This window comes from Rhizobium sp. 768_B6_N1_8, from assembly GCF_051811225.1.
Classification (GTDB): domain Bacteria; phylum Pseudomonadota; class Alphaproteobacteria; order Rhizobiales; family Rhizobiaceae; genus Rhizobium.
On the sequence record NZ_JBPWPV010000001.1, the window covers coordinates 272107 to 287091 of the forward strand.

Below are 14985 nucleotides of genomic sequence, written 5' to 3' on the forward strand. Positions count from 1 at the left end.
CTGAACGTTGCTTTTCTTTGCGACGGATAGGGTTTGTGCCTTGCGTGAGGCTGATGAACGCGGCTTTCGCGCATTCATTTGCGCTACCAGCTTCGCGCAAGGATTTGCCTTCATATTGAACGTGACGAGTGGGCCTATGCGCGCCCATGTCTGAGATGCCGCTCAGCGGAACCCGTGGCCGAACTAAAAGGAGCCCGGTGTTTCGTCCCGTTTATCGCCAATGTGGAGCTTACCGACATGCAATCCGGTCTTTACGTTTCCCTGTCGTCGCAGATGGCTCTCGAGAAACGCCTGACGACGATCGCCGACAATATGGCCAACGTGAACACGACCGGTTTTCGCGGCACTGAGGTAAAGTTCGATGAAATGTTGGCGAACAACGAGAACAAGACGAACACCAAGGTCGCCTTCGTCTCCCAGGGCAACGACTACCTGGACACCACTCACGGCGAAATGCAGCACACCGGCAACATGCTCGACTTCGCCATCAAGGGCGATGCCTGGTTCTCTCTCGATACGCCCGCCGGCCGCGTTCTGACGAGGGACGGCCGCTTCACGATGCGGGATACCGGCGAGCTGGTTTCCATCCGCGGCTATCCGGTTCTCGATGCAGGCGGTGCGCCGATCGTGCTCAACACCGCCGGCGGCGAGCCGAAGGTCGGCACTGATGGCATCATCTATCAGAATGACCGCCAGGTCGGTTCACTCGGCCTCTTCGAAGCCGATATCAGCAAGGGTTACCTGCGCTACGAAAACAGCGGCATCATGACGACCGAGCAGCCGCGCGCCGTCGTCGACCGCTTCAATGTCGGTGTCGAGCAGGGCTATCTGGAAAACTCCAACGTCAATGCGATGCACGAGATGACGCAGCTGATCGAGGTGAATCGCGCTTTCGATAGCGTGTCGTCGCTGATGCGCGACAGCGAAGACTCCTTCAAGGAAGCGGTTCAGACGCTGGGCGGCAGCCGCTAAGGCAGGGTGTGAAGCATGAACACCACCCTGTTGACCGAGGACGCGCTCTCGCCGAAGCTCACACATCTCGGCGACCTTGCAAAGCGCTACACGTCGCCGGAATTCTCCGTGACCCATGGCGGTCGCGTGCACACCATCGCCGCCGGCCACTATACCGTCCGCGGCCTTTCCCGGCATGTGCGGCTTGGCGAGTTCGTGGCGCATAAATCCGCGACGGGTGTCCATCTTGGCGAAGTGGTCAGGGTAGAGCCGGACCTGGTTTACGTCTGCCCGATCGAACCGGGCGAGCCGATCGGCATCCATGACATCGTCATCCGCAAGGGTGCCTTCCGTATATCTCCGTCAGACAGCTGGTGCGGCCGCACCATCAATTCCCTCTGCGAGCCGATCGACGGTCTCGGCCCGATCACCGAAGGCCTGGACCGCCGTTCGATCTCGAACACTGCGCCGCCTTCGATGACGCGGCAGCGCGTCGAAAACGGCTTCAAGACCGGCGTGCGCGCAATCGATATCTTCTCGCCGCTCTGCCTCGGTCAGCGTCTCGGCATTTTCGCCGGCTCCGGCGTCGGCAAGTCGACGCTGCTGTCGATGTTGGCCCGTGCCGACGCCTTCGACAAGGTGGTGATCGCGCTGGTCGGCGAACGCGGTCGCGAAGTCCGCGAATTCATCGAGGATACGCTCGGCACCAATATGAAGAAGGCGATTGCCGTCGTTGCCACCAGCGACGAGAGCCCGATGCTGCGCAAGATGGCGCCGCTGACGGCGGTCACGATCGCTGAGCACTTCCGCGACAAGGGCGAAAACGTTCTCTTCATCGTCGACAGCGTGACGCGCTTCGCCCATGCCATCCGCGAGGTGGCGACCGCCTCGGGCGAGCCGCCGATCGCGCGCGGCTATCCGGCGTCCGTCTTCACCGAGCTGCCGCGTCTTCTGGAGCGCGCCGGTCCCGGTCCGGAAGGTGCAGGCACCATCACCGCGATCATCTCCATCCTCGTCGATGGCGACAATCATAACGACCCGATCGCCGACTCCACTCGCGGTATTCTCGACGGTCACATCGTTCTCCAGCGAAGCCTGGCGGAGGAGGGGCGCTACCCGCCAATCGATCCGCTCGCATCCATCTCGCGTCTTGCCCGCAAGGCCTGGACTCCGGATCAGGAGAAGCTGGTTTCCCGCCTCAAGGTGCTGATCCACCGCTTCGAGGAAACGCGCGACCTGCGCCTTATCGGCGGCTACCGTCCCGGCGCCGATGCCGATCTCGACATGGCGGTCAAGCAGGTACCGATCATCTATGACGTCCTGAAACAATCTCCGGGAGACCGCGAATCGCTTGATGCCTTCGCCGATCTTGCCGGTGCTCTCAAGGCCGCCGCCGGCGTACCGACTCCGAGTGCGCCTATTCAAAGGAGGGCCTGATCATGGCCGATTTCGAAGACGAACGGATCGCCGCGCTGAAAGAGCGTAACAAGGGAGTGCTGCTCGACCGCGCGCTGACCTTTTTGGGTTTGGCACTTGCCGGCGCTTCCGCCTTCTTCCCCTGGTATGTCTTCTTCAACGCGGACAAGTTCGGCATCAGCGTCGCCGATAGCAATGCCTCTCGTGAATTGCCGAACTGGCCGGCGCGCAACGTCTTCAGCGTTTCACCGCTCGCCATGGTCAACAAGAACGATGAAGGCAAGAAAGTCCCACCGATCGACAATATGACGACGGCAACCGTTTCCGAGCTCGGCAAGGAGCGCAGTGGCGACGCCTCGATGGAGGATCAGCCCTTCCCCGGCAAAGGCTCTTTCCGTTTGCTGCACGTGGCCAACGGCCGGGCGCTCATTGAAGATCCTTCGGGCATGTATGTCGTGCGCGTCGGCTCGATCCTGCCTGACGAAAGCCGCCTTGCCACATTGGAACAGCGCGACGGCAAGTGGGTGATCGTTACTTCCAAGGGTGAGATCTACCAGAACAACTAGTTCAGGCAAGAGGACGAATCGCTGTGAGGCCCTGTCGGAGCAACGACCGGGCGGCGGATGGTCGCTGTCTGCAAGTAATCTCGAAGAATGGCTTGTAAAGCCCGCATTTACCGTAAGTCCCACGCAAGATTACCGCCCTAGGTTCGGCCTAGTAAAAACGGAGAGTTCTCATGCAACCGATTCAACTTTTCGACTTGGCTTCAAAGCAGGCGGAATGGCTGACGATTCGTCAGGAGGTTGTTGCCGGCAACATCGCGAATGCAAACACGCCGAAATTTCGGGCGAAGGATGTGACGCCTTTTCAGGCTGTGCTCGACCAGTCGGACGTCACCATGACGCGCACCAATCCGATGCACCTGAGCGGCAACGATTTCAGCACGAGCGGTGACATTGACGTGAAGGATGCCGCGCTCGACCAGGAAATCGGCGTTCAGGAATCCGGCAACACCGTCGGTGTGGCCGAAGAACTCTCCAAGTCCGGCGAGATCAAGCGTCAGTACGACCTGAATACCTCGCTCGTCAGTTCCTTTCATCGAATGATGTTGATGACCGTAAGGAAGTAGCCTCATGGATCCGCTTTCAGCAGCAATGAAAATCGCAGGTTCCGGGCTCGAGTCGCAGTCGACACGTCTGCGTATCGTCTCGGAAAACATCGCCAACGCCCGCTCGACAGGCGACACACCCGGTGCCGATCCTTATCGCCGCAAGACCATCACCTTCGGCCAGCAACTGGATCGCACCAGCGGCGTCGAGACCGTCAACGTCAAGAAAATCGGTACTGACGAAGGCGATTTCACCAAGGAATATGATCCGAGCAATCCGGCTGCGGACGAGAAGGGCATCGTCAAGATGCCGAACGTCAACATCCTGATCGAGATGGCCGACATGCGCGAAGCCAACCGTTCCTATGACGCCAATCTGCAGACGATCAAGCAGACTCGCGACCTCATTTCCTCGACGATCGATCTCCTGAAGAGCGGACAATAATGATCAGCAGCGTACAGAACGTAAGCAATCTCTCGATGACCCGCGCCCTCGGCGCCATCGACACCGAAAATTCCGCCTCCTCTTCGACCGCAACCTCATCTGCTGCGGCCGGCGTTTCCAACGGCCTGAGCTTCGCCTCCGTCATGGGCAACATGGCGACCGAAGCCGTCAGCAGCCTGAAGGGCGCGGAAAACATGTCCTTTGCCGGCATCAAGGGTACGGCCTCGACGCGCGAGGTCGTCGATTCCATGCTGCAGGCGGAGCAGACGCTCCAGACTGCAATCGCCATTCGCGACAAGGTCGTCTCGGCCTTCCTCGAAGTCACCAAGATGCAGATGTAACTGATTTGAGGACGAACACATGAGAGCGCTCGCCATTGCAGCAACGGGCATGGATGCCCAGCAGACTAACCTGGAAGTCATCGCGAACAACATCGCGAACATCAATACGACCGGTTTCAAGCGCGCCCGCGCCGAGTTCACCGACCTTCTCTATCAGACCGAACGCGCCAAGGGTGTCGCCAACCGCGCCAACCAGGCTGTCGTTCCCGAAGGCGCCAATATCGGTCTCGGCGTCCAGACCTCGGCCGTGCGCAACCTGCATCTCCAGGGCGAATTGACCCAGACCGGCAACGACCTCGACGTCGCAATCGTCGGCAAGGGCTTCTTCCAGATCCAGTCGACGGACGGTACGACGCTCTATAGCCGTGCCGGTGCGCTCAACAAGAACGATCAGGGCCAGCTCGTCAACATCGACGGTTATGAAGTCATCCCCGGCGTCACTATCCCGCAGGGCTCCACCGAGCTGACGATCAGCCGCTCCGGCGAAATCACCGCCAAGCTGCCCGGCCAGACCACTCCGACCACTCTCGGCCAGCTTACGCTCGCCGACTTCGTTAACGAGGCAGGCCTGCAGCCGATTGGCGACAACCTCTTCCAGGAAACGCCGGCATCCGGCGAAGCGGTCATTGGCAATCCTGACGAGGATAATATGGGTTACCTCAAGCAGGGCTACCTGGAATCCTCGAACGTCGATCCGGTCAAGGAAATCACCGAGCTGATATCGGCCCAGCGCGCTTACGAAATGAATTCCAAGGTGATCACGACAGCTGATGAAATGGCATCCATCGTCAGCAAGAACCTGAAGTAAGAGGGAAGGGCCGAACATGATGTTTCGCCGGGCAGGACACATCCAAGGATGGGTGGCTGCGGCCACGATCGCAATCGCTGGCATGATCATGCCGGCAGCAGCGGATGCCGGCATGGGTTATGCCGTTGTCCCCACGACGATCATCTATCCCGGCGACACGATTTCGAGCGCTCAGCTTCAGGAAGTCGAGGTCACCAATCCCAACCTCGCCGGAGACTATGCAAAGTCGGTCTCCCAGGTCGAGGGTCTGGTTTCCAAGCGCACGCTCCTGCCGGGGCGGACGATTTCGATCTCCGCCCTGCGCGAGCCCTATACGGTCACGCGCGGCTCCAATATCCGCCTGGTCTTCCAGCTTGGTCAGATGACCATTTCCGCTGCCGGCTCGCCTCTTGAAGATGGTGCGACCGGCCAGATGATCCGTGCACGCAATATGGATTCCGGCGTCATCGTCAGCGGCACCGTGCTCGCCGACGGTACGGTCCATGTGAGGGCAAAATGAAGTTCTTCTTTCGTATCCTGAGCCTGGTTGCGGTTCTGGCGATGAGCCTGACCGATGTCGCGCCTGCATGGGCGCTGACGTCCCGTATCAAGGACATTGCCTCGCTTCAGGCCGGCCGCGACAACCAGCTCATCGGCTACGGTCTTATTGTCGGCCTGCAGGGAACCGGCGACGGTTTCCGTGCTTCGCCTTTCACCGAGCAGTCCATGCGCGCGATGCTGCAGAACCTCGGCATCTCCACGCAGGGCAGCCAGTCGAACGCCAAGAATACCGCGGCCGTCATGGTCACCGCCAACCTGCCGCCTTTCGCAAGCCCCGGCAGCCGAATCGATGTGACGGTCAGCTCGCTCGGCGATGCGACCTCGCTGCGTGGCGGTACGCTCATCATGACCTCGCTGTCGGGCGCCGACGGCCAGATCTATGCCGTCGCCCAGGGCGCCGCCGTCGTCACTGGCTTTCAGGCTCAAGGACAGGCCGCGACCGTGACTGAGGGTGTGACGACGGCCGGCCGTGTACCGGGTGGCGCCATCATCGAGCGCGAGCTGCCGTCCCGCTTCAAGGATTCGGTCAATCTCGTCCTGCAGCTCCGCAACCCGGACTTTTCCACCGCGATCCGCATTGCTGATATCGTCAACGGCTACGCAAAGGCACGCTTTGGCGGTCCGGTCGCGGAAGCTAAGGATTCGCAGGAAGTCGTCATCGAGAAGCCGCGCGAAGCCGATCTTACGCGCCTGATGGCCGATATCGAAAACCTCGTGGTCGAGACCGACACGCCGGCCAAGGTCGTCATCAACGAACGCACCGGCACGATCGTCATTGGTTCGGATGTTCGCGTCTCGCCGGTCGCCGTCAGCTATGGCACATTGACAGTGCAGGTAACCGAAACGCCGCAGATCATCCAGCCGGAGCCCTTCTCGCGCGGTGAGACCGCTGTCCAGCCGCAGACGGATATCCAGGCGCAGAAAACGGGCGGACGGGTCGCTATTATCGACGGTCCTGACCTGCGCACTCTCGTTGCCGGTCTCAACAATATCGGTGTCAAGCCGGATGGCATCATCGCCATTCTCCAGGGCATCAAATCTGCAGGCGCCCTGCAGGCGGAGCTTGTGCTGCAATGAGCAAGATCACGAACCAGAACTCGATCGTCGAACTGTTGCGCCGGCTGGCATTGCCGGCCGCAGGCCTCGTGCTGCTTTCCATTCCCGGCGCCTTCGCCCAGGAGGTGGCGCCGGCAGGCGACATCACCTCGACGGACGAGGTCAAGCAGTTCTGCACGAATATCGCCGATCCGGCCCGCGATCAGCGCTATCTCCTGCAGAAGCAGGAGCTCGAGAAGCTGCGTGCTGATATCGACAGCCGCGTCGCCGAGATGGACAAGCGCAAGGCGGAATACCAGGACTGGCTGAAGCGGCGTGATGATTTCCTCAAACAGGCCGAGGCCGGCCTGACGGATATCTACAAGAAGATGAAGCCGGATGCCGCAGCGCTGCAACTGCAGGATGTCAGACCCGAACTGGCCGCGGCCGTCATCATGCGGCTCGGGCCGCGTCAGTCGAGCCTGATCCTGAACGAGATGGATTCCACCAAGGCCGCCAAAATCGCCGGTATCATTGCAAGTGCATCTGATCCCAATACCTCGAAGGATCCTTCATGAATAAGCGTTTACCGGCTGTGATTGTCGCCGTCGCACTCCTTGCAGGCTGCCAGTCCACGGCAGTCAACGAGATCGGCCGCGCGCCTGCCATGAGCCCGATCGGCAGCGGTCTTGCCTATGGCCAGACGCCGCAGATGGGGCTCTATCCGAAGCAGCCGCGTGCGGTAGCCCAGGGCTATTCACTGTGGAGCGATTCGCAGGCCGCGCTCTTCAAGGATGCGCGCGCTCTCAACGTCGGCGATATCCTGACAGTCGATATCCAGATCAATGACAAGGGATCCTTCGACAACGAGACCAATCGCAGCCGCAAGAATTCGAGCGGCATGAACTGGGATGTCAACGCCCAGGTCTTCGGCTGGACGCCGCAGTCCAAGACGGATCTGACCTACGGTTCCGACACGAGCACGGACGGCAAGGGCAAGATCGAGCGTACCGATAAGCTCAACCTTCTGGTTGCCGCCGTTGTCACCGGCATTCTCGAAAACGGCAACCTGGTTATCAGCGGTTCGCAGGAAGTTCGCCTGAACCAGGAACTGCGTATCCTTAACGTCGCCGGCATCGTGCGTCCGCAGGACGTCAATTCCGACAACCAGATCTCCTACGACAAGATCGCCGAAGCCCGCATTTCCTATGGTGGCCGTGGCCGCCTGATGGAAGTGCAGCAGCCGCCGCGCGGCCAGCAGGCCGTCGATCTCTTCTCGCCGCTTTGAGGCTGAACCAAGATGGCAGACAACGAAACAGGCGAAGGCAAAAAGAAGTCGAGCGGCATGGTGATGACGATCATCGGCCTTGCCGTGCTGACGCTCGTCGGCGCCGGCGGCGGCTGGGCGGTCGGCAACATGGTGGCCCCGAACATCCGCAGTGCTACAGAGGCTGAACAGGCGAAAGAGGCCGAGGCCAAGAAGAAGGCCGAGGGCGGTCTTCCGAAAATCGCGAACGAAGCCAACAACATTGTGCTGCTCGATCCGGTCACCTCGAACCTCGCTTATCCCTCGGAAAACTGGATCCGACTCGAGGTGGCGCTGATGTTCAACGGGCCGCCGGATGTCAAGGTCGCCGAGGATATTCACCAGGATATCCTCGCTTATGTCAGGACCATTTCCCTTCAGCAGATCGAAGGGCCGCGCGGCTTTCAATATCTCAAGGATGACATCCAGGAACGTGTTGACCTTCGCTCTCAAGGGCGCGTATCGAAGGTCATGTTCAGGACCTTTGTCATCGAATGATTCGACTTATAGTTTTCCTTGCCGCCATGATGGCGGTGCCGGAACTGGCGGTAGCCCAGCAGCTGCCGACTGATCTGTTGAATATCCCGGTCGACGGCTCTGTCGCCGCCTGGATCATCAGGACATTCGGCCTGCTGACCGTGCTTTCGGTCGCGCCGGGTATCCTCATCATGGTGACGAGCTTCCCGCGCTTCATCATTGCCTTTTCGATCCTGCGTTCGGGCATGGGCCTGTCTTCGACGCCCTCGAACATGATCCTTCTCTCGCTTTCGCTGTTCATGACCTTCTACGTCATGTCGCCGACCTTCGATAAGGCCTGGCAGGACGGCGTTCAGCCGCTGCTTGCCAACCAGATCGATGAGGCAACGGCAGTTCAGCGCATTGCCGAGCCGTTCCGCACCTTCATGTCTGCCAATACCCGCGACAAGGATCTGGCGCTCTTTGCCGATCTGGCCCGCGAGCGCGGCCAGAATATCCAGACGACCGAGCCGATCGACTACCGCATCCTCCTTCCCGCCTTCATGATCTCGGAGATCCGGCGCGGTTTCGAAATCGGCTTCCTCATCGTCCTGCCCTTCCTCGTCATTGACCTGATCGTTGCAACGATTACCATGGCGATGGGTATGATGATGCTGCCGCCAACCTCGATCTCGTTGCCGTTCAAGATCCTTTTCTTCGTGTTGATCGACGGCTGGAACCTTCTGGTCGGCAGTCTCGTGCGCTCCTTCAGCTGACGGGGCAAAGGCGGAGCGCCGTCGCGTACTTTCTTCCTCTCGCAAACATAAACCCGCCGGATCGCTCCGGCGGGTTTTATGTTGCTGAATGTGTCTGAGCGCCTTAGCTATTCGAACCGAAGGGCTCGGTGCGCGGCGGCAGTGCCGGGACGTCAATATGATCAGGGCCGAGGCCCTGCTTGGCGCGCTCGGCGATCATCTCGTAGCCATGTTCGAGGTGGTGGCAGAAGCGTTCGGCATCGAAGAGCGGCGCGATGTAACGCTTTTCCTGCAGATGTTTCTTGTAGCCGGCGACGAGTTCCGGGTTGAGTGCGAGCTCGACGGCGAGATCCTCGTAGGCCTGGAGATCGTCGGCGACGAGTTCCGGCAGGTCGATAGCCCTGAGCAGGCTCCCGCTGACACGCGAGGCGAAATTGGTACCCTTCATCGTCAGGACGGGAAGGCCGCCCCAGAGCTGTTCCGAAGTCGTGGTGTGACCGTTGACGGGGAAAGTATCGATACCGAGATCTGCCGCCTGCTGACGGCTGATGTGCTGTTCATAAGGCGCACGCGGGCAGAAGATGATCCGCTTCGGCGATATGCCGCCGGCCTGGAAGCGCTCGAGCAGATTTTCCATGTTACGAGCCGTGTTCGCCATCAGCCAGAGCACGCTATCGGGCGCACGCTTGAGGATCCGGCACCAGCTGTCGACCACTTGCGGGGTGATCTTACGGTTACCGTTGAAGGATGCGAAGATGAAGGCGTTTTCCGGAAGGCCAAGCTGTTCGCGCGTGACCGGCTGCGGCTGCGGGCGGTTCGCCGGATCGTTCGGCTGATAGCTCTCCGGCATGCGCAGGAATTTCTCGTGGTAGAAAGGCTTGGCCAGGTCAGGCAGCACCGAGTGATCGCCGATTACATAGTCGAGATCGACATTGAGCGTGCTGCCGGGGAAACCCAGCCAGGCGACATGGATGGGCGCTAGCGGCAAATTGAAGGAGGAGGCGCGGCTTCCGGACGTATGACCTTTGAGGTCGACCATGATGTCGATATTTTCGGCGCGGACGGCCTTCAGGATCGCTTCGTCGGACTGGCCGTAGACATCGACGACCTTGCCCCAGCGGCTGCGATCGGCCTTGTTCTTCTCCAGGTATTCGGGCTGCGTGTGATCGAAGAGCGTAATTTCGAAACGATTGCGATCGTGAAGCTCGAGGACGCGCTGCAGCAGCTTCATCGTGGCATGGGCGTCCCAGAAATCCGAGGACATGTAACCGATACGGATTTTGTCGGACCACCTATGCGGCAGGCCGCGCCGGTAGGCCACGCGGGCCGCGTCGAGCGGCTTCGTGCCGATGGTCGCGTAGCGGTTATAATCCTCGTTGCCGCACCAATGCAGGTGATAGAAGGGGTTGTCCTTCCTCAGCATATCAATGTCGTTTTTGGCGAGTGCGGCGTCGATAGGCATCTGATGTTTGTTCGCTTCGTCGAATTCGTTGAATTCGCGTACGCAGACGAGATAGAGGAAGCGGAAGGCAAGATTGCCCGGGTAGCGCCGGAAGAGGTTACGGGCGAGCGTCTGGTTCGTTTCGTCCATGAGGTCGTCGTTGAGCAGCAGTGCGGCAAGGCGTGCATGCTCCGGATTCTGGCTCTCGGACAGGACCTTCTTGAAGGGGCGCAACAGATCGCGCCGCTGCCGGCGCAGATAGATCGACGCGATAATGAAGGCAAGTTCCGGATCTTCCTGCGCCTTGCTGAGATTACGCATCGCAATCAGAAGAGCTTCGTCCTCGTTGCCGGCCTCAAGGTGGATTTTGGCGGCGGTCTTCAGGAATTCGAACGCGCCTTGCCCGGCGCAATCGGCCGCCAGCCCATAGGCCTTGGCAGCATCGGTCTTGAAGCCCAGTTGCAGCAGGTTCTTGGCCAGGAGAGCGTAGGTCTTGGCGTCCTTCTGGGTATCGATGAGCTGGTTGAGCGTCGCCAGGGATTGTGTATAGCGGCCTGCCTGATAATCCCGGGATGCCGCCGAGAACGAAACTTTGCTGTTCAAAACCTAACTCCGTGAGGAAATGTTCCGGCATGAAATGGTGATCGACGGGGCGCGCAATCAGGCCGTCCCGCAGAATGCAGGTTACCCGACGATACTATCCCGGCTTCTGCCACACTGGCATTCGAAGCTTGCTTGAAACCGGTGCGGCTGAATGCTCGCTTTCCGGGAAAGCTGCGGTTTCGAAGACGAATTCAAACAACATTAACCATGCAATTGGAGCGGCTTGGCCGGGAGCTCCGCTTTTAAGAAGTTGGCAAGTATTCGCTGCGAGATTGCCCTGGACATGACGGGTTTGGGCCAAGAAACAAAGGCACCGAGTGGCATGAAGCTGGTCCGTCATCGCCGGTATTTATAGTCCGGTATGTCCTCCTTTTTTGTATCTAGTTTTCTAGGGGACACACTTATGACGAGCATTAACACGAACAATTCCGCCCAGGCAGCACTCCAGACGTTGCGCAACGTCAACCAGGGCCTCAACAGCACGCAGAACCACGTTTCCACGGGTTTCCGCGTTGGCAAGGCTTCCGACAACGCTGCTTACTGGTCGATCGCAACGACCATGCGTTCGGACAACAAGGCCCTCGGCGCTGTTTCCGACGCTCTCGGCCTCGGCGCTGCCAAGGTTGACACCGCCTACACCGCCATGGACAGCGCCATCGACGTCGTCGGCGAAATCAAGGCAAAGATCGTTGCCGCGACTGAAAACGGCGTCGACAAGAAGAAGGTCCAGGAAGAAATCGACCAGCTGCAGGACCAGCTGGTGAGCATCGCTCAGTCGGCTTCCTTCTCCGGTGAAAACTGGGTTGCCGGTGTCAACGGCACGAAGAGCGTTGTTTCCTCCTTCGTTCGCGACGGTTCGAACGGCGTTTCCGTCAAGATGACCGACTACGTCCTGTCGAACGCTTCGGCCGGCAACGTTCTGTTCGGCATGACCACGACCGGTGCAATCGAAACCTCCACAGGTATCCTCGGCTCCAGCAACGGTACGATCGGTTCGGTCTACTCGCTCGACATCACCAACCTCACCAACGCCGACCTCGGCCTCGCCCTGACCAACGTCGAAAACGCCCTGAAGGCGATGACCTCTGCCGGTGCTAAGCTCGGTTCGATCTCCACCCGCATCACGATGCAGGACGACTTCGTCAGCGCGCTCAGCGACTCGCTTGACTCTGGTATCGGCCGCCTCGTCGACGCCAACATGGAAGAAGAGTCCTCCAAGCTCTCTGCTCTGCAGACGCAGCAGCAGCTCGCGATCCAGTCGCTCTCGATCGCCAACTCCTCTTCGCAGAACATCCTGTCGCTCTTCCGCTAATAGCGGCTCAGCCATATCGCGAAAAACGTCGAGGCCGGGTAACCCCGGCCTCGAATGTTTTAACATAAGGTTAATGGAAACGCTTCTAAGTATCAGATATTTTTACGAAATTTCGTTTTCGAATTTAGTTTTCCTTAACCATCTTGCTGTTTTCTAGGCCCATCGAAACGGCGAGTTAACCTTAACGAGAATGGTTAACAGGCATGATGCTGATCGCTGTGGGCCGGCCCAAATCCGGAATGTCCCTTTATTTAACGTCTGCCAACAAGGGGCAATCAAACTATGACGAGCATCAACACCAATAATGCTGCAATGGCAGCTCTCCAGACGCTGCGTGGCATCAACCAGGGCCTCAACAAGACCCAGGATCATGTGTCCTCCGGTTACCGCATCGGCAAGGCTTCCGACAACGCTGCTTACTGGTCGATCGCAACGACCATGCGTTCGGACAACAAGGCCCTCTCGGCCGTTTCCGACGCTCTCGGCCTCGGCGCTGCCAAGGTTGACACCGCCTACACCGCCATGGACAGCGCCATCGACGTCGTCGGCGAAATCAAGGCAAAGATCGTTGCCGCGACTGAAAACGGCGTCGACAAGAAGAAGGTCCAGGAAGAAATCGACCAGCTGCAGGACCAGCTGGTGAGCATCGCTCAGTCGGCTTCCTTCTCCGGTGAAAACTGGGTTGCCGGTGTCAACGGCACGAAGAGCGTTGTTTCCTCCTTCGTTCGTGACGGTTCGAACGGCGTTTCCGTCAAGATGACCGACTACGTCCTGTCGAACGCTTCGGCCGGCAACGTTCTGTTCGGCATGACCACGACCGGTGCAATCGAAACCTCCACAGGTATCCTCGGCTCCAGCAACGGTACGATCGGTTCGGTCTACTCGCTCGACATCACCAACCTCACCAGCGCCGACCTCGGTCTCGCCCTGACCAACGTCGAAAACGCCCTGAAGTCGATGACCTCTGCCGGTGCTAAGCTCGGTTCGATCTCCACCCGCATCACGATGCAGGACGATTTCGTCAACTCCCTGAGCGACTCGATCGACTCCGGTATCGGCCGCCTCGTCGACGCCAACATGGAAGAAGAGTCCTCCAAGCTCTCTGCTCTGCAGACGCAGCAGCAGCTCGCGATCCAGTCGCTCTCGATCGCCAACTCCTCTTCGCAGAACATCCTGTCGCTCTTCCGCGGCTAATAGGATCGCGAAACATAGCCCGCCGGGTGACCGGCGGGTCCTATCGAAATCAAGCCGCGCTTCGATGGAGCGCGGCTTTTTTAATTTCCGTTAACGATTGATTAACCATATTGCTGTCATCTGCGTCTCAACGAGACGGCGAGTTAACCAAATTTAAGAACGGGTTAACAGGCATGAAGGCTGATCGTCGTTCCCGGGCGCTATTCCGGAATGTCCCTTTTATTAACGCCTGCCAGCAAGGGGCAATCATTTCATGACAAGCATTTTGACGAACGTCGCGGCTATGGCCGCCCTCCAGACCCTCCGCGGTATCAGCAACAATCTTCAGGATACTCAAGCTCGCGTATCTTCCGGCTATCGCGTTGAAAAGGCAGCAGACAACGCAGCTTATTGGTCCATCGCAACGACCATGCGTTCGGACAACAAGGCCCTCTCGGCTGTTTCCGACGCTCTCGGCCTCGGTGCTGCAAAGGTCGATACGGCCTACACTGCCATGGACAACGCCATCGACGTCGTCAGCGAAATCAAGTCCAAGATCGTCGCCGCAACTGAAAAGGGTGTCGACAAGACCAAGGTGCAGGAAGAAATCAGCCAGCTCCAGGCGCAGCTCATGAGCATCTCCCAGTCGGCTTCTTTCTCCGGCGAAAACTGGGTTGCAGGCAACACGACGAAGAGTGTTGTTTCCACCTTCGTCCGCGACGGCAACGGCAATGTCTCGGTCAAGACGACCGACTATGTCCTGGATGCGGCTTCCAATGGTAACGTCCTGTTCGGCATGACCACGACCGGCACCATCGATTCGAGCACCGGCATTATCGGCAGCTCCAACGGCACGATCGGCTCGATCTACACCATGAACATCACCTCTTTTGGCCAGACGGAAATCGCTATGGCACTGACGGCAATCGAATCGGGCCTGGAGGCAATGACGAAGGCAGCTTCTCAGCTCGGCTCCATCTCCAATCGCATCGAGCTGCAGGAAAACTTCGTCGCGGCCCTTGGTGACTCGATCGACTCGGGTGTCGGTCGTCTCGTCGACGCCGACATGGAAGAGGAATCGAGCAGGCTCACGGCACTGCAGACGCAGCAGCAGCTGGCGATCCAGTCCCTCTCGATTGCAAATTCCAGCGCTCAGAACGTCCTTACGCTCTTCCGCAGCTAAGCCACCGGTTGAAGCTGGATCAAACCTTGCGCCGCCAACTTGCGGCAGCCTGGAAACCGCGCTGTTTCGGCGCGGTTTTTCTTTTATTTCAATAATTTGCATGAACATCGGC

Annotated in this window: 17 protein-coding genes; 16 read left to right on the plus strand and 1 reads right to left on the minus strand. The window is 59.2% G+C overall.

Going from position 1 to position 14985, the window contains the following annotated elements:
• Positions 1-237 precede the first annotated feature (237 nt).
• The 13 genes from flgF to fliP all read left to right on the plus strand — a co-directional run bounded on the left by flgF (position 238) and on the right by fliP (position 9182).
• Positions 238-972, plus strand: coding sequence for a flagellar basal-body rod protein FlgF (flgF, locus tag AB8B33_RS01350; protein WP_439014086.1), 735 nt, complete (start codon positions 238-240; stop codon positions 970-972).
• 15 nt (positions 973-987) lie between these two features.
• Entirely contained in the window at positions 988-2388 is a 1401-nt protein-coding gene (fliI, locus tag AB8B33_RS01355) for a flagellar protein export ATPase FliI (RefSeq protein WP_439014087.1), read from the plus strand.
• 2 nt (positions 2389-2390) lie between these two features.
• A complete protein-coding gene (locus AB8B33_RS01360; RefSeq protein ID WP_439014088.1) occupies positions 2391-2933 on the plus strand; it encodes a flagellar protein in 543 nt (180 codons plus the stop codon).
• 170 nt (positions 2934-3103) lie between these two features.
• A complete protein-coding gene (gene flgB / locus AB8B33_RS01365) occupies positions 3104-3496 on the plus strand; it encodes a flagellar basal body rod protein FlgB (protein ID WP_132652652.1) in 393 nt (130 codons plus the stop codon).
• A gap of 4 nt (positions 3497-3500) precedes the next feature.
• Entirely contained in the window at positions 3501-3920 is a 420-nt protein-coding gene (gene flgC / locus AB8B33_RS01370; protein ID WP_113012948.1) for a flagellar basal body rod protein FlgC, read from the plus strand.
• A complete protein-coding gene (locus AB8B33_RS01375; protein WP_310378846.1) occupies positions 3920-4261 on the plus strand; it encodes a flagellar hook-basal body complex protein FliE in 342 nt (113 codons plus the stop codon). The genes flgC and AB8B33_RS01375 overlap by 1 nt, the downstream gene beginning before the upstream one ends.
• Before the next feature lie 19 nt (positions 4262-4280).
• Positions 4281-5069, plus strand: coding sequence for a flagellar basal-body rod protein FlgG (gene flgG, locus AB8B33_RS01380; protein WP_310378844.1), 789 nt, complete (start codon positions 4281-4283; stop codon positions 5067-5069).
• A 16-nt stretch (positions 5070-5085) separates the two neighbouring features.
• A complete protein-coding gene (flgA, locus tag AB8B33_RS01385; protein WP_439014089.1) occupies positions 5086-5568 on the plus strand; it encodes a flagellar basal body P-ring formation chaperone FlgA in 483 nt (160 codons plus the stop codon).
• Positions 5565-6686, plus strand: coding sequence for a flagellar basal body P-ring protein FlgI (locus AB8B33_RS01390; RefSeq protein ID WP_007816089.1), 1122 nt, complete (start codon positions 5565-5567; stop codon positions 6684-6686). Before flgA ends, AB8B33_RS01390 begins: the two co-directional genes overlap by 4 nt.
• On the plus strand, positions 6683-7222 hold the full coding sequence (locus AB8B33_RS01395) for a MotE family protein (RefSeq protein WP_439014090.1): 540 nt from the start codon (positions 6683-6685) through the stop codon (positions 7220-7222). The genes AB8B33_RS01390 and AB8B33_RS01395 overlap by 4 nt, the downstream gene beginning before the upstream one ends.
• A complete protein-coding gene (gene flgH / locus AB8B33_RS01400) occupies positions 7219-7932 on the plus strand; it encodes a flagellar basal body L-ring protein FlgH (RefSeq protein WP_007816086.1) in 714 nt (237 codons plus the stop codon). The genes AB8B33_RS01395 and flgH overlap by 4 nt, the downstream gene beginning before the upstream one ends.
• Positions 7933-7944: 12 nt before the next feature.
• Positions 7945-8448, plus strand: coding sequence for a flagellar basal body-associated FliL family protein (locus AB8B33_RS01405; RefSeq protein ID WP_439014091.1), 504 nt, complete (start codon positions 7945-7947; stop codon positions 8446-8448).
• Positions 8445-9182 (plus strand): flagellar type III secretion system pore protein FliP, encoded by a 738-nt coding sequence (gene fliP, locus AB8B33_RS01410; protein WP_007816083.1) that lies wholly within the window; start codon positions 8445-8447, stop codon positions 9180-9182. The genes AB8B33_RS01405 and fliP overlap by 4 nt, the downstream gene beginning before the upstream one ends.
• Before the next feature lie 103 nt (positions 9183-9285).
• Here the strand turns inward: fliP and AB8B33_RS01415 are convergent, their stop codons facing one another.
• Complete coding sequence (locus AB8B33_RS01415) at positions 9286-11205, minus strand: O-linked N-acetylglucosamine transferase family protein (RefSeq protein WP_439014092.1); 1920 nt, start codon at positions 11203-11205, stop codon at positions 9286-9288.
• Between the two features lie 403 nt (positions 11206-11608).
• Here AB8B33_RS01415 and AB8B33_RS01420 point away from each other — a divergent pair, with 403 nt between their 5' ends.
• From AB8B33_RS01420 to AB8B33_RS01430, 3 genes are all read left to right on the plus strand, one after another.
• Complete coding sequence (locus AB8B33_RS01420) at positions 11609-12517, plus strand: flagellin N-terminal helical domain-containing protein (protein ID WP_439014093.1); 909 nt, start codon at positions 11609-11611, stop codon at positions 12515-12517.
• Between the two features lie 282 nt (positions 12518-12799).
• Complete coding sequence (locus AB8B33_RS01425) at positions 12800-13711, plus strand: flagellin N-terminal helical domain-containing protein (protein ID WP_439014094.1); 912 nt, start codon at positions 12800-12802, stop codon at positions 13709-13711.
• Positions 13712-13964: 253 nt separating this feature from the next.
• The gene (locus AB8B33_RS01430; RefSeq protein WP_439014095.1) at positions 13965-14873 is read left to right on the plus strand and encodes a flagellin N-terminal helical domain-containing protein; all 909 of its coding nucleotides are present in this window, start codon (positions 13965-13967) and stop codon (positions 14871-14873) included.
• Positions 14874-14985 lie beyond the last annotated feature (112 nt).

Bases quoted from the DNA above. Each gene is read 5' to 3' on its own strand.
- flgF (WP_439014086.1), top strand. From the start codon at position 238: ATGCAATCCGGTCTTTACGTTTCCCTGTCGTCGCAGATGGCTCTCGAG.
- AB8B33_RS01375 (WP_310378846.1), top strand. From the start codon at position 3,920: ATGATCAGCAGCGTACAGAACGTAAGCAATCTCTCGATGACCCGCGCC.
- flgC (WP_113012948.1), top strand. From the start codon at position 3,501: ATGGATCCGCTTTCAGCAGCAATGAAAATCGCAGGTTCCGGGCTCGAG.
- AB8B33_RS01430 (WP_439014095.1), top strand. From the start codon at position 13,965: ATGACAAGCATTTTGACGAACGTCGCGGCTATGGCCGCCCTCCAGACC.
- flgG (WP_310378844.1), top strand. From the start codon at position 4,281: ATGAGAGCGCTCGCCATTGCAGCAACGGGCATGGATGCCCAGCAGACT.
- fliP (WP_007816083.1), top strand. From the start codon at position 8,445: ATGATTCGACTTATAGTTTTCCTTGCCGCCATGATGGCGGTGCCGGAA.
- flgB (WP_132652652.1), top strand. From the start codon at position 3,104: ATGCAACCGATTCAACTTTTCGACTTGGCTTCAAAGCAGGCGGAATGG.
- fliI (WP_439014087.1), top strand. From the start codon at position 988: ATGAACACCACCCTGTTGACCGAGGACGCGCTCTCGCCGAAGCTCACA.
- AB8B33_RS01395 (WP_439014090.1), top strand. From the start codon at position 6,683: ATGAGCAAGATCACGAACCAGAACTCGATCGTCGAACTGTTGCGCCGG.
- flgA (WP_439014089.1), top strand. From the start codon at position 5,086: ATGATGTTTCGCCGGGCAGGACACATCCAAGGATGGGTGGCTGCGGCC.
- AB8B33_RS01390 (WP_007816089.1), top strand. From the start codon at position 5,565: ATGAAGTTCTTCTTTCGTATCCTGAGCCTGGTTGCGGTTCTGGCGATG.
- AB8B33_RS01425 (WP_439014094.1), top strand. From the start codon at position 12,800: ATGACGAGCATCAACACCAATAATGCTGCAATGGCAGCTCTCCAGACG.
- AB8B33_RS01405 (WP_439014091.1), top strand. From the start codon at position 7,945: ATGGCAGACAACGAAACAGGCGAAGGCAAAAAGAAGTCGAGCGGCATG.
- AB8B33_RS01420 (WP_439014093.1), top strand. From the start codon at position 11,609: ATGACGAGCATTAACACGAACAATTCCGCCCAGGCAGCACTCCAGACG.
- flgH (WP_007816086.1), top strand. From the start codon at position 7,219: ATGAATAAGCGTTTACCGGCTGTGATTGTCGCCGTCGCACTCCTTGCA.
- AB8B33_RS01360 (WP_439014088.1), top strand. From the start codon at position 2,391: ATGGCCGATTTCGAAGACGAACGGATCGCCGCGCTGAAAGAGCGTAAC.